Genomic DNA, 20,134 nt, shown 5'->3' with positions numbered 1-20,134 from the left:
CTCGCGGCTGGCGCACGCTCCCGTCGCACCGACCGGCGCCCGCCGCCGGTTCACAGGCGACGGCGCCCGGCCTGAGGGGCGGGCCGCGGCACGCACCGATGGAGCGCTCGGCCCGGATCTGCGGACGCGGCCGCAGGCCCGCGCAGCACGAGCCGCGCGGCGCCCGAAACGTTCGACGCACCCCTCCTGCGGTTCCCCATGATGCCGGGCACGGCATGGCGCCGACCAACGGTTTCCGAAAGGTTTCGACAACTTTCCCCGCGCATCCGGATTGCCGGACGGGCACTTCCCACCGCCAGCGCGACACCCCGCCGCGCGAGCCGGGCGCGCGGCACGGAGGTCCGGCGCGAAAATCTGCTCAAGGAACTCCTGATCAACGGCCGAGTTTCCGAAAGGTTTCCGGAACATATTGACAACCCGGTGAACGCGGGCCAACACTGTCTGTCGCGAAACCGCATACACCCGTCGTCGATCAGAAGACCTACTGCGATCCGGCCCCGCGGTTTCGCCGCACGACGATCGGTCCTGCCGTTTCGTCGGAACCGGACGCATCGCGGCCGTCCTCTGGCCGCAGGCAGCCCTTCCGGGCTGTCGCCACCTGCCCCCACAGGCTCCGACAAGGAGGAAGCACCCATGGACGACCCCCGAGACCACGCGGTGAGCCGAAGGAGATTGATCGGCGGCGCCGGCGCATTGGCGCTGGCCGTGCCCGCGGGGATGGTGCCCGGCACCGCCAGCGCCGACACGACCATCACCTCCAACCAGACCGGCACCCACAACGGCTACTACTACTCGTTCTGGTCCGACGGCGGCGGGTCGGTCTCCATGACGCTGTCGTCCGGCGGGAGCTACCGGATGTCGTGGAGCGACACCGGGAACTTCGTCTGCGGCAAAGGCTGGAGCAACGGCGGACGCAGGAGGGTGAACTACTCGGGCAGCTTCAACCCCTCCGGCAACGGATACCTGTGCCTCTACGGATGGACGTCGGACCCGCTCGTGGAGTACTACATCGTCGACAACTGGGGCACCTACCGGCCCGACGGCGAGTACCAGGGCACCGTCAACAGCGACGGCGCCACCTACGACGTCTACCGGACGATGCGCTACGACGCGCCCTCCGTCGAAGGCACGGCGACCTTCCCCCAGTTCTGGAGCGTCCGCCAGTCGAGGAGGACGGGAGGCACCATCACCACCGGCAACCACTTCGACGGATGGGGCGGCCTCGGCATGAACCTGGGCAGCTTCAGCTACTACATGATTCTGGCGACCGAGGGATACCAGAGCAGCGGCAACTCCGACATCACGGTGAGCGGATGACCGCCGCCGTCCCCCTGAGGGCCGCCGGCTGACCGGCTTCTCCTCCACCCCCTGAAACACAGCACCTGTGGCGCGGCGGCCGCGGCCGCCGCGCCACACTGCCGCCTTGCGGCCCGTGCTCGGCCCGTCCCCCACTCCCCGCCCCTTCGGCGGTCAACAGTGATCACTACGCTGACCCGGTGGGGAACAGGCGTTGGGTCATCCTGTGTATCGCGGTCGTCTCCCAAGTGGCGAGTGTGGGGGCGCTCTTCGGGGTGCCGTTCGTGCTGCCCGAACTGCGGGAGGCCTACGGGCTGAGCACGGCACAGGCGGGGACGCTCGCCGGGCTTCCGGCCTTGGGGCTGCTGATGACGCTGTTCGGGTGGGGTGTGGTCATCGACCGCTACGGCGAGCGGTTCACGATGGCCTCCAGCCTGGCGCTGACCGCCGCCTGCCTCTGCCTGCTCGGTACCGCCGACGGGGTGATCGGCGCCGGGGCCGTGCTGGTGTGCGTGGGCGCCTCCGGCGGCCCGGTGAACGCCGCCGGCGGACGGCTGGTGATGACGTGGTTCCACGAGCGGCAGCGCGGGCTCGCCATGGGGATCCGGCAGATGGCTCAGCCCATGGGCATCGGCGGCGCGGCGGCCGTGATGCCGCTGGTGGCCGAGCGCTGGGGATTCGTGGCGGCGATGACGCTGCCCGCGACCCTGGCGGTGGTGATGGTGCCCCTGGTGCTGGTCTTCGCCCGCCCTCCGAGGGGAGCCGCCGGGGCCGGCGGCGCAGCGGACGACCGCCGGGAAGCGCCCCGATCCCAGGCCGACTCCGCCGCCGCACCCGCCGCGCACTCCCCCTACCGGCACGCCGCCATCTGGCGCGTGCACGGGGTCAGCATGCTGCTGGGTGTGCCGCAGGCCTCCCTCATGACGTACTCGCTGGTCTATCTCGTCGACCAGCACGGCTGGTCCGCCCCCGCCGCCGGCGCCGCGATCGCGGCTGTGCAGGTGCCCGGTGCCCTGAACCGCATGTTCCTGGGAGTGCTGTCCGACCGGCTCGGCAGCCGCCTGCGCCCGGTGCGCGTCATCGCGGTGCTGGCGGCGACGACGCTCGTGCTGCTCACCCTCTCCGCGGCAGTGGCGCCCGCCGCGTCCGTCCCGCTACTGCTGATCTGCCTCCTGCTGGCGATGAGCCACAACGGGCTCACCTTCACCGCCGCGGCCGAAACCGCCGGCATGGCCTGGGCGGGCCGCGCGATGGCCGCCCAGAACTCCCTGCAGGCCGTCAGCAACACGCTCACGCCTGTGCTGATGGGCCTGGTGATCACCTGGTTCGGCATCGACGCCGTCTACGCCGCAGCCGCCGCCTTCAGCACGGCCGCGGCAGCCGTGGTCTCAGCCGACATCCGCCGGCGGCGGGGGACCAAGCCAACGGCGCGGGTTTGACCACGGCTGTCGTTGTCGACGGTGCGATCGGCGCATTGTGGGCAGTGGACCGTGACAGGGGGATGCGAGTCGACTGCTCCGCGCCACCCGGGGTGCGTGGAGGACGGGGACAGGGATGCCGAGGTTCGACGGACGCGATGCTCCGGCTCGCGGCAGAGCCGGCGAGTGGTGGGACTGCAGGTTGTGCGCCCGGCCAAATCTCGAGGAGGTGTGCGGGTACTGCGGCAATCCGAAGGACGCCAACGCGTCGCTTCCGCCGCTCTCCCGCAAAAGACGCCGCGGCCGCACCGCACCGGGCGTCCGGGAGCCCTTCCGCGGGCGCGCGGGCCCGGCGCGGCCGACCCGTGGTGCCGCAGCCGCGCGCAGCAGGCGGGGCCTCCGGAACGGTGCCGCGGAGCCGCTGACCTAGCGGCCCCGGCTTACCGCGCGGATCACTCCCGGGGCGTCTGCACGCCCAGCTGGGTCTCGCCTCCCGGGGCTTCGTCGGGGGTGTTGACCATGCTGTGGGCCGCGTAGACGAGGTACTCCCACAGCTGGCGGTCCAGCGCCTCGGGAAGCTCCAGCTCGTCGACTGCGGCGCGCATGTGGCTCAGCCAGTGATCGCGCTCGCGCGAGCCCACGCGGAACGGAGAGTGGCGCATGCGCAACCGCGGATGGCCGCGCTGATCGCTGTAGGTGCGGGGGCCGCCCCAGTACTGCATGAGGAACAGGCGCAGCCGCTCCTCGGCGGGCCCGAGGTCCTCTTCGGGGTAGAGCGGCCGAAGGACGGGGTCGTCGGCCACGCCCTGGTAGAAGCGGTGGACGAGGCGGGTGAAGGTTTCCTCACCGCCTACGGCGTCATAGAACGTCTGGGGTTCTTCGCGCGGGGAAGTCATAGTCGGTGATCAGCCTATGCGGTGCCGATCGGCGACGCGAGCCCGCGTCCCGCCGCCTCCGGTCCCGGCGGTGCGGGCGGCGGGCTTTTCGGGTGCGGAACGCGGCTGCGCACCGCACCCGAAGAGCACCGATGCCGGAGGTTCGCCGAAGGGGCGTTACTGGCGGGTGAGCTTGCGGTGGGTCACCGCGTGCGGGCGCGCGGCGTCGGCGCCCAGCCGCTCGATCTTGTTCTTCTCGTAGGACTCGAAGTTGCCCTCGAACCAGAACCAGTCCGAGCCGCCCTCCCAGGCGAGGATGTGGGTGGCGACCCGGTCCAGGAACCAGCGGTCGTGGCTGGTGATCACGGCGCAGCCGGGGAAGTCCAGAAGCGCGTTCTCCAGCGAGCCCAGGGTGTCGACGTCGAGGTCGTTGGTGGGCTCGTCCAGCAGCAGCAGGTTGCCGCCCTGCTTGAGCGTCAGTGCCAGGTTGACGCGGTTGCGCTCACCTCCGGAGAGCACCCCGGCCGGCTTCTGCTGGTCGGAGCCCTTGAACCCGAACGCGGCCACGTAGGCGCGGCTGGGGATCTCGACCTTGCCGACCTGGATGAAGCTCTCGCCGTCGGAGATGACCTCCCAGACGTTCTTGTCCTTGGCGATGCGCGAGCGCGACTGGTCGACGTAGGAGATCCGGACGGTGTCGCCGACGTTGATGGACCCGGAGTCGGGCTCCTCCTCGCCGACGATCATCTTGAACAGCGTCGTCTTACCGACGCCGTTGGGGCCGATGACGCCGACGATGCCGTTGGGCGGCAGCGAGAAGTTCAGGTTCTCGATCAGTAGCCGGTCGTCGAAGCCCTTGGTGAGGCCGTTGACGTCGACCACGCTGTTGCCCAGGCGCGGGCCGGGCGGGATCTGGATCTCCTCGAAGTCCAGCTTGCGGGTGTTGGCGGCCTCGGCGGCCATCTCCTCGTAGCGCTGCAGGCGGGCGCGGCTCTTGGTCTGGCGGGCCTTGGCGTTGGAGCGCACCCACTCCAGCTCGTCGGAGAGGCGCTTCTGCCGCTTGACGTCCTTCTGGCCCTCGACCTTGAGCCGGGCGGACTTGGTGTCGAGGTAGGTGGTGTAGTTGCCCTCGTAGGGGTAGAGCTTGCCGCGGTCCAGCTCCAGGATCCAGGTCGCGACGTTGTCCAGGAAGTAGCGGTCGTGAGTGATCGCGATGACGGTCCCGGAGTAGCTCTCCAGGTAGGACTCCAACCACTGCACGCTTTCGGCGTCGAGGTGGTTGGTGGGCTCGTCCAGCAGCAGCAGATCGGGCTGCTCCAGCAGGAGGCGGCACAGCGCCACCCGGCGCTTCTCACCGCCCGAGAGGCTGCTGACCTCGGCTTCGGGCGGAGGGCACCGCAGCGCGTCCATGGCCTGGGCGAGCTGGCTGTCGAGCTCCCAGGCGTTGCGGTGGTCCAACTGCTCCTGGAGCCTGCCCATCTCGGCGAGCAGGTCGTCGGAGTAGTCCGTGGCCATCTTCTCGGCGATCTCGTTGAACTGCGCGAGCATGGCCTTGGTCTCGGCGACGCCGTCCTCGACGTTCTCCAAGACGGTCTTGTCGTCGTCGAGGTGGGGTTCCTGGGCGAGCAGTCCGACGCTGTAGCCGGGCATCAGCCGGGCCTCGCCGTTGGACGCCTGCTCGACGCCGGCCATGAGCTTCAACAGCGAGGACTTGCCTGCGCCGTTGGGCCCGACCACGCCGATCTTCGCCCCATAGATGAACTGCCCCGAGACATCGTCCAGCACGACCTTGTCGCCATGCGCCTTGCGCACGTTCTGCAAGCTAAAAATGAACTCCGGCATGCTTCCAGCCTAGGGCGTGGCGCATGCCGCTCGGACCAGTCGCGAAGCCCCGTCGACCGACCTCGCGATCCCGGCGAGCGCGGCGAATCCCCATGTGCCGGCTCCGACCGCCGCCGCGCGACGACGCCGCCCGGGAGGGCCTTCCGCCCGGCCCGGATCACGGGTCCTCCAGGGGCCAGACGGCTTGGAGGCTTTCGGACGGGTACCCGCGCCAGGCGAGGCCCGTGCGCAGGGCGCGATGGACCAGCGCGGCCATGGAGTAGTCGGGGTCGACTTCGTGCACGCGTTCCAGTGCGGCCTCGGCGAGTGCGGTGTCCTGCCGCGCCCAGGCGGACACCGCCAGCAGCGAACCGGGAGCGGGCCGGTAGGCGGGCTCGGCGTGGCGCAGCACGTGACGCCACAGCCGCTGGTGCGAAGGGGCGCGTTCCGGATCGATGAGGGTCCAGGCCTCGTCACGGACCCGGATACAGCCGAGGAGCACCCCCAGCCACGCGATGCGGCCGGGGTCCTCAGGCAGTTCGTCCCGTTCCGCGGCTGCGACGGCGTCGCGCACCGCCCGCGCGCCCTCGACGCGGAAGCGCGGCCCGTAGGCGTCGCGCCCGCGGGGCGGCCCGCTGCCGCGCAGGCGCGCGCCGCGCTCCTCGGCCGCGCGGGTGGCGGCGCGCATCAGCGCCCGCCGGGTTCCTCCTACGGGCGCGAGGTGGTCGCGGAGGGAGTCGCGGTTCGGCCAGGCGCGGAGCCCGTTGGCCACGGCCGTGGCCGCCACAGCCGAGACCGAGGGGTCGTAGGGGACCCCTTCGGGCGGGCAGCACCCCGGCGAGTCGCACACATAGGACCAGTACCGCCCGTCGGCTGCCCGGAGCGCCTCCCGGACGGCGATCCCCGCCCGCTCGGCGGCGCTGCGCACCGCGTCGACCTGCCGGGTGACTTCGGCCGCCGGCCCGTAGCCCACCGCGAGCGCGACGGAGCACTCCTCGTCCAGCAGCGCCGCGGCGAGGCGGTCGGCCGCGGCGTCGCAGTCGGTGTCGGCATCGGCGGGGGCGAGTTCGCGGCAGAAGGTGGCGTGCAGTCGCGGCGTGTCGCCGCGCAGCCCCAGCACCACGAGGGTGTCGCGCGGGTGGTAGCCGACGATGTAGGGGACGGCGGCGAGGATGTCGGAGGGGCCGCTGAGGGTGATCTGGACGGGGACCGGGGACGACTCTTTGTTCTGTGCCATGTACTCACGGTCGCCCCGGGGGCTGATCCGCGGCAACGCCGATTCGTGCCCTGTGGAGAAAGCGCATCCGGGCGCCGCCTCCCGAAGACCGGGCAGCCGACGCCAGGAGGGACCGGTGCCGCTCAGGCCAGGTGCACGATCGGCGACCGGCCGTGGGCGATCAGTCGCGCTCGCCGCTCTCCGGCGCCGTGACGCCGGTCGCCGAGGGCATCGCCTCCCGATCGGAATCCGGCTCCCCGCCGAGCTGGACCGGTATCGCCGGGCGTGCCACCACCGGAAGGCACACCCTGTCGCGCCCGGCCCCCTTGGCCCGGTAGAGCGCGAGATCGGCGGCCGCCAGCAGGCCCACCAGGTCCTCGCCGTGCACGCTCAGCACGGCCAGGCCCAACGAGACGGTGATGGCCACCTTCGTTCCGTCGGCCTTCATCTCCATCCGGCCCACGCGCAGGCGCAGCCGCTCGGCGATGCGGCAGGCCTCGGCCGTGTCCGCGCCGGGCAGCAGCACCACGAACTCCTCGCCCCCGAACCGCCCGACGACGTCGCCCGCGCGCAGCTGGCCGGTGAGGGTGGTGGCCACGCCCAGCAGCACGTGGTCGCCGAAGAGGTGGCCGTAGGTGTCGTTGACCGCCTTGAAGTGGTCGATGTCGACGATGAGAACCGCGGCCGACCGCCCCGCGCGGCGCGCCTGCACGATCTCGGCCCCGGCCTCGGCCTCCCAGGTGGCGGCGTTGAGCAAGCCGGTCTTGGGATCGGTGCGGGCGGCGGTCTGCAGCTGCTCGAACAGCAGGCTGCGCTGGAGCAGCAGCACCGGCGGCAGCACGACCGCCAGCAGCAGGGGCGACAGCCCGGTGACGATGGCGGCGGTGATCCCGGCGCACAGCTCGACGCCGTCGACGATGAGCGCCTCGCGGTCGAACAGCATCTTGCGCCAGGCGGCTCCCGTGGCACTCAGCGACACCGCCGCGGCCACGGCGAGGTTGTTGAGCACGGTGAAGACCGCGCAGCAGGCCAGGGCCAGCACTGCGCCCCGCGCTGAGGAGACCGCCGCCTCGGTGGCCTCCAGCGGCAGCGAAAGCCCGTCCGACCAGTCCCCCGCCACCACGCCGTGGAACAGCGCCGAGGCGGCGAACCCCGCGACGCCCACCGACGCGGCGTTGAAGACCCTGCGGTGCACCACGGCGCGCCGGATGCGGAACTGCAGCAGCAGGTACACCGGCACCGGTATCAGCAGCGAGTACAGCGGCGGCAGCATCAGCACGGTGGGCAGCCACCAGGCGCCCAGCAGATCGCGGGTCAGCCCGGAGGGCTTGCCCAGCCGGCGCATCGCCTCGACGCACAGCCCCGCACATGCCACCAGGGCGGCGAAGGTGGCCAGCTCCGCGCCCCGGATGGGGGTGAGGGACCCGGCGCCGACCGCCAGCAGCAGGGCGCCGCACACGACCGCGCCGATCAGCACGACCAGTCCCCGGGGCTGGGACAGCAGCGGCCAAGGGGACTGGCGACGACGCCATCGCCGCATGCGGCCCACCGCGCTCCGCTCGGCCACCGCCACGTGGATCTCCCCCGCTCGCATTCAGGGCGTCCAGCTCGGCACCGGGAAACCGCCGCCGCGAGGGCCGCAGGCGCATGCCCTCCAGCATCCGGTGCCGGTCACCGACCGCCCCACTTTGCATCACAGTCAGTGATATTTTAATCGCTAATTGTGCTGCCTTCAGCGGAACCGTCAGATTGCGGGGGCAGAAGCCGCCAGAGAGCCCCGCACAGGGGCGTTCTGCGATGTCACGGGCAAGCGGCGCAGCCGAGGCCGCGCAGCGGCCTTACCTCAGCTGCGCGTCCCCTGCGCCGTGGCCAGGGCGCGGGAGGACTCCGCGTAGGTGGCCAACTCCTGCTCGACCGGGGCGAGGATCCGCTGCTCGGCCAGCTCGCGGGCCCGCTGGTAACTGCGCTGCTCGACCAGCTCGCGTCTCTGCGCGGCCGAGACCTCGATCAGGCTGGCCGATCCGGTACCCATCAGCCAGCCCGCCACGGGCGTGGCCGCCGCCATCGCACCGGCGAAGCCGAGGAAGATCGGGGCGTCCACCACGGGCAGGCCGGTCAGGCCGCCGGCCAGCCAGCTGACCAGAACGGCGCCGAACCAGAGGACCCCGGCTCCGGCAAGCCCCAGGAGCACGTACTGCAGCACCTGCACCACCCGCCACCAGGTGGGGGTGTCCTCGGGAGAGGGCACCGAGGCCGTGACGGCGTCGCTCAACTCCTGTGGCAGCACGTCGAGCCCGCTGCGGGCGGCCGCGCGCACCCGGCGCGGCCAGGGAGCCGGCAGCGAGCCCGCGACCTGGCGGGCGACGTCCACGGCGGCCTTGTCGATGCCCGCTCCGTAGGCTTCGACGGGTGCCGCCGCCTCGGAGCTTGCTGCGAAACCGTCGCTGACAGCGCTCAGCGGGTCGCGGCGCAGCCGAGCCGCCCACCGGGCCACCGGCCAGCCCACGCGGCGCTCACCGCGCTGCTGGTAGGAGCTCTCGGCGGCGTCGGCGATGCCCGCCGCCCCGCCGGCTTCCACCAACCCCTCGACCAGGGCCGAACGCGCCTGGTCGGGCACGACCGCGCTGACCTCCGAGTCGCCGTGATAGCGCTCGAACCCCACCACGACGCGGTCGAGGTCGGCGACCAGCCGGTCGATCAGGGCCCTGCGCTCCGTGACGGTCTCGGCCAGCAGCGACCGCAGCGTGCCGATGCCCCGGCCGGTGATCGTGGAGGTGGTCACGATCCGCGGATGGACGCCCGACTCCGTCTCCAGCAGCCGGCGCAGGTCGGTCAGCAGCTCCTCCAGCTCCTCTGGGGCGACCCGGTCGACCTGGTTGAGCACGGCGACGGTGATCGCGCCGTGGCCGGTCATCTCGGCGAAGTAGCGGTGGTGCACGGCGGCGTCGGCGTACTTCTGCGGGTCCAGCACCCACACGAGCAGGTCGCAGGAGCCGATCAGCCGGTCGGCCTCAGCGGTGTGCTCGGACCGCACCGAGTCGTGGTCGGGCAGATCCAGCAGGATCAGCCCCGACAGCTCGGAGTCGCTCTTGTCGAGCTCGCTGGTACGCGAGTGGCGGTTGCGCCGCGGCACGCCCAGCCAACTGAGCAGCCCTTCCGCGCCTTCGTTGCCCCACACGCAGGCGTGGGCGTCGGAGGTGGTGGGGCGGGTGATGCCCACGCGCGAGAAGTCCAGCCCGCACAGGGAGTTGAACAGCGACGACTTGCCGCTGCCGGTACCGCCCGCCAGAGCGACCACGGTGTGCTCGCCCGAGAGTCGCAGCCGGGCCCCGGCATGGTTGAGCAGGTTCTGGGCCTGCTCGATGAGTTCGGGAGCGAAGTCGTCGGCTCCGATGCCCACGAGCGCCGAGACCGCGTCCAGCCGGGTGATCAGCTCCTCGCGGGTGACCGCGGGCATCGGCTCCCACTCGTCGGCCGTCGAGGTGAGATACCCGCCGTCGCCGGAGTCGGCGCCGAGCCATGCGGGGGGTGCCGGGTCCGCGGACGCCTGAGCCGCGCGGGGCTCTGCCGCCGGTTCCGCCGAGACGGGGGCCTGGGCCTCCGCCCAGCCGGAAGCGGGGGCGGAGGCCGTCCCGGTGTCCGCGCCCGAGGTCGGTTCGGCGGCGACTCCGGCGACTCCGGCGGCCGCGTCGGCGTGCTCGGCCCCCGACTCGCGCCGGGCCTTCGGCTCGGACTCGGCGGGGGCTCCCTCGGCCGGGTCCACCACGGGGATCGGTCCGGTCCGGCGCCCGGCGATCATGTTGGTCTCGTCGAGGTCGGCCAGGCTGCCCACCCAGTCCGCCAGGCGGTCGGGATCGTCGGGATCGCCTTCACCGGGGGCCCGGTCGGCGCCTTGAGGGCGGGCCGCCGAGGGCTCGGCGGACGCGGCGGTGCCGGCGGCGGACGCCGAGTGGCGACCGTGCGAGGTGCGCTCGGCGGCACCGGACGGTGCGGCACCGGATGCGGCGGCGGAGCCGCCTGCCTGCTCGTGGCGGGCCCGCCGCGGACCGGACTCGTCGGCCGACCGGCGCACGGGCCGCTTCGGCAGGGGTTCGCGCTCGGGCGGGTCCTGCGCGGCTCCCCCGCCCTGCTCGGCCGAGGATTCGGAGCCGGTCTCGGCGCCGCGCCCGTGCAGGTGCTCCGGGCCGACCTTGGGCACCGGCGCGGTGGGGGCGTCGTCCTGCGGCTCGCCGACGCCCTGCCCGTGATCGTCACCCGAGGGCCCCGCGGCCCCCGACTGCTGGTCGACGGCCCGGCGCAGCGCCGGGTAGGTGTCGGCGGGCGGCCCCACGGGGCGGTTCTGCGGCCAGGCGTCGTCGGCAGGAGGCGCCCAGCCGGCCCTGGTCTGTTCGGTATCGGGAACGACGTAGCCGTTCCACGGCTGGTCACCGCTGCGCGCATCCTGGCCGGAATCCGAGTCCGGGCCCCCCGAAGGGCGGCCCGCTCCCCGGTTCCCCGCCGCCTCCGGATCATCGTCCGCGTGAGCGGCGTTCCAATGAGTCGTCATCGCGCAATCTCGAGGTTGTACGTCGCTTGGTAGAGCTGGACGGCATCGGCCTCTTCGGGCAGTTTGATGGCGGCCAGCGTGTCGGTGAAGCGGGTGCGCTCCTCGTACAGCAGCGTTCCGATCCGCCGCCGCAGGTCATCACGTGCCCGGTTACTAATGTTACGCAGTGAATCGGCCCCGAACACCCCTCTGAGCAGCCGGTTCGGCGAGGGGCCGGATCTGTGCTCGGAACCGGCGCCCGCGGCGTCGTAGCCGAGCAGCTCCACGATCAGCACGAGGGTGAAGGCCTGCTTGTCGAAGCTGATCACACGCGCCACCGAGCGCTTGGTGGCGCCGTCGGCGGCGACCATCTCGCCGACCCGCTGCATCCACTCCTCCACCGTGGTGCCGACACGCTCGACGAAGGACTCGGGCAGCCGCCGCCCGCCGGCGCGCTCGACAACGGGCTCACCGCCGTGCACGGTCTCCCACTGGTCGGCGATCTTCTCGACGGCGCGTTCGGCCGAGGCCAGCACCAGCGACTCCAGGCTGTCGCGCACCGCGTGCTCCAGCCCGCGCACGCGCGACTCCTCGTCGTCGTCGCCGCGGGGCTTGCGCCGCCCGCGCGAGCGCATCATCCGCATCAGTTCGCCGCTGGCGGCGATGTCCTGCCAGCGCGCCAGCAGGTTGCCACGCATCAGCTCGCCGTCGCGCAGTGCGTCGTCGATCTCCGCGCCGGCGGCCTCGTAGGCCGACTTGACGGCCGACTCCAGCGTCTGGCGGGTCTCGACCTGGACCTCGACCTGTTTGGCGAGGTCGGGCACGCGGGTGCGGAAGCTGTCGATGACACCGATGAAGGTACGCAGCGACACCCTGTCGCGCTGGACCAGGTCGCCGGCGACGTCGGCCAGGTAGTCGCGGACGGGGTCGGCCACGTTGGAGGTGAACCGCTCCCCCGCGATCTGGTCGGTCTCGGGCACGAGGAAGCGGGTGGCGTCGCCGAGTCCGTTGGCCTCCAGCATCGCGCCGAAGTGCTGGACGAGCTGGTTGCGGCCGCGGTCGGGCACCCGCGAGAGCACGACGGCAAGCGAGGTTCCGCGGTCGCGGGCGACCCGCAGGAACTCCCATACGCGGGCGTCGGCGTAGCGGCGGCTGGTGGTGACGAAGACCCACAGGTCGGCGGCGTCGAGGAACTTGGACGCGAACTCGTGGTGGGCCGAGACCGCGGAGTCGACGTCGGGGGTGTCCAGCAGGGCCACGCCGCGGGGCATCGCCTCGCTGGGCGCCAGCACCAGCATGCCGTCCTTGCCGGGCATGGCCAGGCCGTGCTGGCGCACGCGCGGCAGGGTGGGCAGGAACGTCGCCTCGCTGAACCAGTCGACGTCGGCGGGGTTGCAGGCCAGCACCGGGCTGTTGGTGGTGGGGCGGCGCACTCCGGTGGTGGTGACCTGCTCGCCCACCAGGCTGTTGACCAGCGTGGACTTGCCTGCTCCGGTGGATCCGGCCACGGCGATCAGCAGCGGGGTGTCGGGGCGGCGCACGCGAGGGAGGACGTAGTCGTCGAGCTGGTGCAGGAGATCGGCGCGCGCGCTGACACCCTCGCTGGCACCGGGCAGCCCTTCGGCGAATTCGGTGGCGCGGATCCGGCTGCCCAGGTTCTCCAGGACCTTCTCGAAGCGGGCCTCGAACGTGTCGTCGCCGCGGCGCCGGGCCGCGGCGCGACCGTCGTTGTCGGTCGGGGCGCGTTCGTGGCGCCCGGAGGCGGATTCGGGCGCACCGGCCCCCTCGGCCGCAGGTCGGCCCGTGCCTGTGGCTTCCGGCATCGCAGACGGCCGGGACATAGCGCTCCCGCCCTCCTCATCGGTCGTCGCTGTCACAAGATGCGATTCCCCTCGGGTGGATCGCCGGCGGCGGTATCGGCGGAGGCGCTTCCGGCTCCCGGCTCAGCGCGCCCCATGTGCAGTATGTCAAGTTCACCGGCCACGTCGACCACTTCTCCGATCACGATCACGGCCGGAGGGCGCACTCCGGCGTCACGCACGGCGCCGCCGACGCCGGCGAGCGTGGTGCGCACGGTGCGCTGTGTGGGCATGGTGGCCTCCTGGACGAGCCCCACCGGAGTCTGGGGCGACCGTCCGTGCTCCATCAGGGCCGCGGCGATGGCCTCGATCCGCTCGACCGCCATCAGTGCCACGACGGTACCCCCTGAACGGGCCAGTGCGGGCCAGTCGACGGTGGAACGGGGGTCGCCCGGGGGGACGTGTCCGGAGACCACGTGCACGTCTTGGGCCACACCGCGGTGGGTGACGGGGATGCCGGCGACGGCGGGGGCCGAAAGCGCGCTGGTGATACCGGGGACGACGGTGACGGGGATCCCCGCCTGAGCACACGCCAGCGCCTCTTCGCCGCCGCGTCCGAACAGGAACGGGTCGCCGCCCTTGAGGCGGACCACGAACCGGCCGGCGCGCGCGTGTTCGACGAGTGTGCCGTTGATGTCGTCCTGAGTCATCGACCGCCCGTAGGGGATCTTCGCGGCGTCGACGATCTCGACGTCGGCGGGGAGCGACTCCAGGAGGGAGTTGGGCGCCAGCCGGTCGACCACGACCACGTCGGCCTGGGCGAGCAACTGCCGGCCGCGCACCGTGATCAGGCCGGGGTCGCCGGGGCCGCCGCCGACCAGAGCGACGCCGCGGTGGCGCTCGCGGCCGCGCCGGGCGTCGAGCGAGCCGTCGGCCAGGCCCTCGACGACGGCGTCGCGCAGCCCGGCGGCCCGGCGGGGGTCGCCGTTGGCCACCACGCCCACGGTCACGCCGGCCGCGCCGCCGGTCGCGGGGGTCCAGGCCGAGGACGCGTGGCGGTCGTCGGCGCGTACGCACCACACCCGCTCGGCCTCGGCCTCGGCGGCCACCGCGGCGTTGGTCTCGGCGGAGTCGGTGGCGGCGTGCACGAGCCAGAAGCGGCCCAACCGCTGCTCGGCGATGTCGCCCGAGCCGAATCCGCGCCGGTGCCAAGTGATGCGCCCCGCGTCGGCGAGGTCCTCCAGGGTCGCGGTGGCCTCGGGCGCCACGAGCGTGACCCGGGCCCCCGATTCCAGCAGGACGGGTACGCGCCGCTGCGCGACCCGGCCCCCGCCTACGACCAGGGCCTCGCGTCCGTCCATGCGCAGGCCGAGAAGATAGGTCACCGAGGCTGCCCTCCAGATCCGCGCCGTCTGTCCACGCCCCGCGGGGCGTTCGCCGATGCCCGCTCCCTGCCGAGGGGAACGGGCCGCACGGCGCGACCGCCCGTCGGCCACTCTGCCGAACGGGGGTCACGCTGCGGTTGCGTCGGCGACCGGCGCATCCGTTTCCGCTTGTTCACTCTAATAGGCGCAACCGAATCAGCCGCGCCCGGAGACTCCCGCTGAGTCGAACGTGGCCACATTGCGCAGCGCGCGAACCGATCCTTGCAGGAGCGGCAGCGCCAGCAGCGCTCCCGAGCCCTCGCCCAGCCGCATCTCCAGGTCGACCAGCGGGCGCAGTCCGATGTGGGACAGCACCGCGGCGTGGCCGGGCTCGGTGGAGCGGTGGCCGGCGAAGCAGGCGTTGAGGCACAGCGGCTGCATCGCCGCGGCTGCGAGCGCGGCGGCGCCGGCGATGACGCCGTCGAGAAGGACCGGCACGCGCATCGCGGCGGCGCCGAGGATGAACCCGCTCAGCGCGGCGTGCTCCAGACCGCCCACGGCCGCCAGCACACCCACGGGGTCGGACGGGTCGGTCTCGTTGGCGGCCAGTCCGCGCCGCACCACGTCGATCTTGTGCTCCAGCGCGGCGTCGTCGGCGCCGGTTCCGCGGCCTGTGACGTCGGCGGGGTCGGCACCGGTGAACACGGAGATGAGCGCGGAGGAGGGTGTCGTGTTGGCGATGCCCATGTCGCCGGTGATCAGGCAGCGGTTGCCGGCCGAGACCAGGTCGCGGGCGACCTCCACGCCGGCCTCGATGGCGTAGCCGGCCTGCGTGCGGCTCATCGCCGGCCCCTGGGTGAAGTCCGCGGTCCCCGGAGCGATCTTGCGCGGCAGCAGCCCCGGCACCGTGGGCAGGTCGTTCGCCACACCCACGTCGACGATGGTGACCTCGGCGCCGACCTGCTCGGCGAAGGCGTTGACCACGGCACCGCCGTCGAGGAAGTTGTGCACCATCTGCGTGGTGACCTCCTGGGGCCAGGAGGTCACGCCCTGGGCGTGCACGCCGTGGTCACCGGCGAAGATCGCCACCGCCGCGGGTTCGGGGATGGGCGGCGGGCACTCGCCGACCAGGCCCGACAGCCGGATGGAGACCTCTTCCAGCACGCCGAGGGAGCCCGGCGGCTTGGTCATGGCCGCCTGGCGCTCCTCGGCGTCGTTCAGGGCTCGCTGGTTCAGGGGGCCGATGGCCGCGATGGTCTCCTCCAACAGACTCGTGGCCGCTTCGCCGGGCAGGCCCCGGCGGCCGTAGTGCTCCCGGTGCACCGCCCAGTGCAGGGGACGCCCCTTCGCCCAGCCGCCCAAGGCGAGCTCGGGCTCGGGCGGGAAGTCGTCGACGTAGCCGATGCACAGGTACGCCACGACCTCCAGGTGCGGCGGCAGGTCCAGGGATCCGGCCAGCTCACGCTCCTCGAAGAAGCTGACCCAGCCCACGCCCAGGCCCTCGGCGCGCGCAGCGAGCCACATGTTCTCCACGGCCAGGGCGGTGGAGTAGGCGGCGGTCTGCGGTTGGGAGTGGCGGCCCAGGGTGTGGCGGCCGCCGCGGGTGGGATCGACGGTGACCACGATGTTGACCGGAGTGTCGAGGATGGCCTCGACCTTGAGCCCGGAGAACGCGCGGGCGCGAGCGCCGGGCAGCGCCCGGGCATAGGCGTCGCGCTGGGCGTGGACGAGCTTCTTCACGCGGGAGCGCACGTCCTCGTCCTGCACCACGATGAAGTCCCAGGGCTGGGAGTAGCCCACCGACGGTGCGCGGTGGCCGGCGTCGAGGACGCGGCGCAGCACTTCGTCGGGGACGGGGTCGGTGCGGAAGCCCATGCGCACGTCGCGGCGTTCGCGGATGGCGCGGTAGACGGCATCGCGCTCGGCCTCGCCGTAGGCGTGGGCGTCGGGCGCCGTGCCGCGGGCCGGCTCGTGCGCTGGGGCGGCCGGGGCCTGCTCGGGCGCCTGCCGGTGCGCGGGGGCTTCGGGGGCCTCGTTGCGCCGGCCGGCGCGGTCGTCGGAATGCTCCGGGAAGGAGGCTGCGGCGTGTGCGTTCACAGGTTCGTCGTCTTCGCTCGGGGTCGGTGGTCCGGTTGCGGAACCGTGCTCGGCAGGCGCCTCGGGCGCCGGCACGGTGCCGGACGCGGCGCTGTCGGCGGGTGCAGGGCCGGCGGGCTCGGCGGACCGGGAGGGCGGGGGGTACTGGGGGGCCATTGGGGCCGGGGGCCGACGGGGCTCGGCCCGGGGACGCTCGGAGGCGGGCGTGCTCTCGGCGACAGGGGCGCCGCTGCGCTCGCGCCCGTCGCCGCCCGTGGCCTGCGCGGAGTGCTGCGCCTCGGCGGAGTGCGCCGGCTCGGGGCCGCCGCTCTCCGGGCCGCTGCCGCCGGACCGCTGCTGTGCGGGGCCGACCGGGGCGACCGGATCGCGGTCGCCGACGGACTCGGCTTCCGGCTCCGGCTCGCCGGGGGCCTCCCGGCGGTGGTGGCGAGCTCGGACCGGGGCGGCCGAGTCGTCTCGCCCGGGCTCCTGCTCGGTGTGGCGGTCCTGCTCGGTGTGGCGGTCCTGCCCGGCCCCGCGGAAGGGGATCACGTTGGGCTGCTCCACCGACTCGCGGGTGCCGCCGTCGTGGCCGCGCCGGCCCTCGGCCGGGGTGTGGAAGGGGTTGGAGCGCTGCCCGGAGCGCTGACCCGACGCCGGGGCCGATGCGGCTCCTGTGCCGCGCCCGGTCTCGGGCAGGTCGTCGAGCAGCCCCTTGGACGCGGGCTCGTTCCCCTCGTCGGCGCCGCGGCGCCGTTCCTCACCGGTCATGTCGTCCCCCCAGGACGGGCCGGCGGAGCCGTCCGCCGGCGGTCGTCAGCACTGGACACACGCATCGCCATCCTCACAACGCCGCGGCGGCTCCCGCCGTGCAGCGGCGATCTCATCGCAACTCTGCCAGAGCACGCGTCAACCGGAGCGAGGTCTCCCGATCACGCACCGCCACCCGCAGCCAGTCGGGCCCCAGGCCGGGAAAGGTGTCTCCGCGGCGCACCGCGATCCCCGCCTCGCGCAACCGGTGCCGCAACGACTCCCCGCCGGCGGTGTGCACCAGCACGAAGGAGGCCGCCGCGTCGGGTGTCACGTGCAGACCGCAGTCGGCCAGGTCGGCGGCGAACTCGGCTCGCCGACCGGTGAGCCGGCGCGCCCATGCCTCGGCCTCGGCCAGCGCGCGCGGCTCGCAGCAGGCGGCGGTGGCCGCCAGGGCCGGCGTGGACACCGACCACAGCGGCTGGGCCCCGGCCAACTCCTCGACCGTGTCGGCACCGGCCAGCACGTAGCCTGCGCGCAGCCCGGCCAGACCCCAGGTCTTGGTCAGGCTGCGCAGCACCACCAGCCCGGGGAGATCGCCGCGGCCGGCCAGCGATTCGGCCTCGCCGGGGACGCAGTCGGCGAAGGCCTCGTCGACCACGAGGACGCGGCCCGGCCGGGCCAGGCGCTCCAGAGCGGCTGCGGGGTGCAGCACCGAGGTGGGGTTCGTGGGGTTGCCCACCATGACCAGGTCGGCCTCGGCCGGCACCGCCGCGGGGTCCAACGCGAAGTGCGGCGCATCCAGCACCACCCGCTCGACGGGATGGCCCGCCGCGCGCAGCGCCGCTTCAGGCTCGGTGAACTGGGGGTGGACCACCACCGCCCGCCGCGGCCGCAGGACCCGCGCCAAAAGCACGAACGCCTCGGCCGCCCCGGCCGTCAGCAGCACCTCGGCGGGATCGCGGCCGTGGCGGCGGGCCACCGCGTCGCGGGCCGGCGCCGGGTCGGGGTAGGCGGCGACGTCGGCGAGCGAGGCCGCGATGCGCTCCGCCAGCCACGGCGGCGGGGTGTCCGCGCGCACGTTGACGGCGAAGTCGAGCAGGTCGGGACCGGTCTCGGAGTCGCCGTGGTGGCGCAGGTCCGGGCCGTTCGCCCCCACCGCGGTGCGGTCGGGGGCCTCAGTGCCCATGGCCGTGCCCGTGGCCGTGGCCGTGGCCGTGCGCGGGATCGTCCGGATGGTGGTGGGGTGTCTGGGCGGCCCCGACCTTGTCCTCGAAGCCCGGCATCGCGATGCGGTACACGCAGGTGTCGCAGTTCATGCGGATGTCGCCGGCGCGAGCCTCGTCGTAGCGCTCGGCGATGACATCGGCCAGCCCGTCGCAGTCGCCGATGACCGGCGCGCAGCGGACGTCGAGTTCGGGGTGCTCCCCGGCGTACTCCAGGGCCTGGTCGGCGACGCGGTCGGGGAGCACGCCGGAGAACAGGAAGTAGGGCAGCACGACGATACGCTCCGCGCCCAGCAGGCGGATGCGTTCCAGCCCTTCGGGGACGCTGGGCCAGGCCAGCGAGATGAAGGCGGGCTCGACGAAGTCGGCTCCGCGCTCGGCCGCGTGCCCCTCCTGCAGCAGCCGCGCGACCTTGCACACTTCGGCGTTGGCGTCGGGATCGGTCGAACCGCGGCCCACAAGCAGCACCGCGGTGCGCGGGCGCTCGCCGGCGGACGTGTTCGCGTCGGCGCCGAGCACCTCCTCCAGCCGTTCGGCCAGCAGCCGCAGCACGGTGGGATGGGGGCCGAGCGGACGGCCGTAGGTGTAGTCGAAGCCGGTGTGGCGTTCCTTCTCACGGGCGAGGGCACCGGGGATGTCGCCCTTGGCGTGGCCGGCGGCGACCAGCATCAGCGGCAGCGCGACCATGCTCTGGTGGCCCTTGGCGTAGAGGTCGCCGACGGCATCGGTGAGCGGAGGCGGCGAGAGCTCGATGAAGCCCCCGGCGACCTCGCGGTCGGGGAGGCGGCGGCCCAGGCGCTCAACGAACGCCTCGAAGTCCGCTACGCCCTTGTCGTCGCGGGTTCCGTGTCCGACCAGCAGCAAAGGCGGTTGCATCCGATTCCTAACCGGTAAGTGGGGCGTTTCGGACCGGCTCTGGGGCAGCGCGGTCCGACTTCTCGGGTGGGGGAAGGGCCGCACAGCAGCGGCTGTGTGCGGAAAGACTCGGGGGGCGGGATCCGCCGGTGCCCGGCGCAGTCGGCGCGGCGCCCGGACGCGCGGGCCGCCGCCGCCTGTCAGCGGTGGCCGGCTCCTCCTCTCCTGATCGTCGGCGGGGCTTTTTCCGGAACGCGGATCCCTCGGCGCCCCTGCGGCGCGCGGCCGCCGGGGCGCGGCTCGTTCACTCGGGTACGGGACCGTACAGCAGAGCGTTCAGCGCCGCAGCGGCGACCGCCGATCCGCCCTTCTCCGAGACGTTGCTCACCTGCGGAAGCCCGCTCGCGCGCAGCTCGGCCTTGGATTCGGCGGCGCCGACGAAGCCCACCGGCAGGCCGACGACCAGCGCCGGCTCGACCTGGCGGGCGATGATCTCGGTGAGCGCGGTGGGCGCGCAGCCCACCACCCATACGGCGCCGGGGCCGACTTCGGAGTAGGCGCTGCGCACCGCGGCGGCGGAGCGGGTGATCCCTGTGGTGCGGGCCAGCCGCTCCGCGCGGGGATCGGTGATGTGGCACACGCAGTCCCTGGCGGTGATGCCCGCGGCCACCATGCCGACGTCGGTCACCACGGGGGCGCCGTCCTTCAGCCGTTCGGCGGCCTCCTTGACCGCCGTGTCGTCGATCACCAGATCGGTCGCGTAGTCCAGGTCGGCGCTGGAGTGGATGATGCGCTCGGCCACGGCACGGCTCAGCGGCGGCATCGCGCTCAGGTCGACCCGGGAGCGCAGGATGGCGAAGGATTCCGCCTCGATGGGGTGCACCCGCCGGTCCACGGTCGTTCCTCCCTCGGC

At 73.2% G+C, this 20,134-nt stretch carries 13 protein-coding genes; 2 read left to right on the top strand and 11 right to left on the bottom strand.

Annotated features, from left to right (window positions below; genetic code table 11):
- Positions 1-633 precede the first annotated feature (633 nt).
- Positions 634-1,317, top strand: a complete 684-nt coding sequence (locus LP52_RS22085; RefSeq protein WP_040276276.1) for a glycoside hydrolase family 11 protein — start codon at positions 634-636, stop codon at positions 1,315-1,317.
- A 179-nt stretch (positions 1,318-1,496) separates the two neighbouring features.
- Positions 1,497-2,735 (top strand): MFS transporter, encoded by a 1,239-nt coding sequence (locus tag LP52_RS22080; RefSeq protein WP_193790028.1) that lies wholly within the window; start codon positions 1,497-1,499, stop codon positions 2,733-2,735.
- Positions 2,736-3,166: 431 nt separating this feature from the next.
- Here LP52_RS22080 and LP52_RS22075 read toward each other — a convergent pair whose 3' ends face one another.
- The 11 genes from LP52_RS22075 to LP52_RS22025 form a co-directional block, all read right to left on the bottom strand.
- Positions 3,167-3,610: a globin gene (locus tag LP52_RS22075; RefSeq protein ID WP_052810143.1), complete on the bottom strand. Its 444-nt coding sequence runs from the start codon at positions 3,608-3,610 to the stop codon at positions 3,167-3,169.
- Positions 3,611-3,766: 156 nt separating this feature from the next.
- A complete protein-coding gene (ettA, locus tag LP52_RS22070) occupies positions 3,767-5,431 on the bottom strand; it encodes an energy-dependent translational throttle protein EttA (protein WP_040276275.1) in 1,665 nt (554 codons plus the stop codon).
- Between the two features lie 157 nt (positions 5,432-5,588).
- On the bottom strand, positions 5,589-6,647 hold the full coding sequence (locus LP52_RS22065) for a DUF4192 domain-containing protein (protein WP_040276321.1): 1,059 nt from the start codon (positions 6,645-6,647) through the stop codon (positions 5,589-5,591).
- A gap of 160 nt (positions 6,648-6,807) precedes the next feature.
- Positions 6,808-8,220 (bottom strand): sensor domain-containing diguanylate cyclase, encoded by a 1,413-nt coding sequence (locus LP52_RS22060; RefSeq protein ID WP_084723403.1) that lies wholly within the window; start codon positions 8,218-8,220, stop codon positions 6,808-6,810.
- A gap of 249 nt (positions 8,221-8,469) precedes the next feature.
- Positions 8,470-11,172: a GTPase gene (locus LP52_RS22055; RefSeq protein ID WP_040276273.1), complete on the bottom strand. Its 2,703-nt coding sequence runs from the start codon at positions 11,170-11,172 to the stop codon at positions 8,470-8,472.
- Positions 11,169-12,992, bottom strand: a complete 1,824-nt coding sequence (locus LP52_RS22050) for a GTPase (RefSeq protein WP_040276272.1) — start codon at positions 12,990-12,992, stop codon at positions 11,169-11,171. The genes LP52_RS22055 and LP52_RS22050 overlap by 4 nt, the downstream gene beginning before the upstream one ends.
- Positions 12,993-13,024: 32 nt before the next feature.
- Positions 13,025-14,335, bottom strand: coding sequence for a uroporphyrinogen-III C-methyltransferase (gene cobA, locus LP52_RS22045; protein WP_052810142.1), 1,311 nt, complete (start codon positions 14,333-14,335; stop codon positions 13,025-13,027).
- Positions 14,336-14,530: 195 nt separating this feature from the next.
- Entirely contained in the window at positions 14,531-17,161 is a 2,631-nt protein-coding gene (cobT, locus tag LP52_RS22040) for a nicotinate-nucleotide--dimethylbenzimidazole phosphoribosyltransferase (RefSeq protein ID WP_040276271.1), read from the bottom strand.
- A 112-nt stretch (positions 17,162-17,273) separates the two neighbouring features.
- On the bottom strand, positions 17,274-18,329 hold the full coding sequence (gene cobC, locus LP52_RS22035; protein WP_052810141.1) for an Rv2231c family pyridoxal phosphate-dependent protein CobC: 1,056 nt from the start codon (positions 18,327-18,329) through the stop codon (positions 17,274-17,276).
- Positions 18,319-19,242, bottom strand: a complete 924-nt coding sequence (locus LP52_RS22030; protein ID WP_040276270.1) for a sirohydrochlorin chelatase — start codon at positions 19,240-19,242, stop codon at positions 18,319-18,321. The genes cobC and LP52_RS22030 overlap by 11 nt, the downstream gene beginning before the upstream one ends.
- 283 nt (positions 19,243-19,525) lie before the next feature.
- Positions 19,526-20,116, bottom strand: coding sequence for a precorrin-8X methylmutase (locus tag LP52_RS22025; RefSeq protein ID WP_040276269.1), 591 nt, complete (start codon positions 20,114-20,116; stop codon positions 19,526-19,528).
- Positions 20,117-20,134 lie beyond the last annotated feature (18 nt).

Source organism: Streptomonospora alba (assembly GCF_000826685.1).
Lineage (GTDB): Bacteria > Actinomycetota > Actinomycetes > Streptosporangiales > Streptosporangiaceae > Streptomonospora > Streptomonospora alba.
Note: the sequence above shows the minus strand (reverse complement) of the source record. Positions and strands in the feature narration are given on the sequence as shown.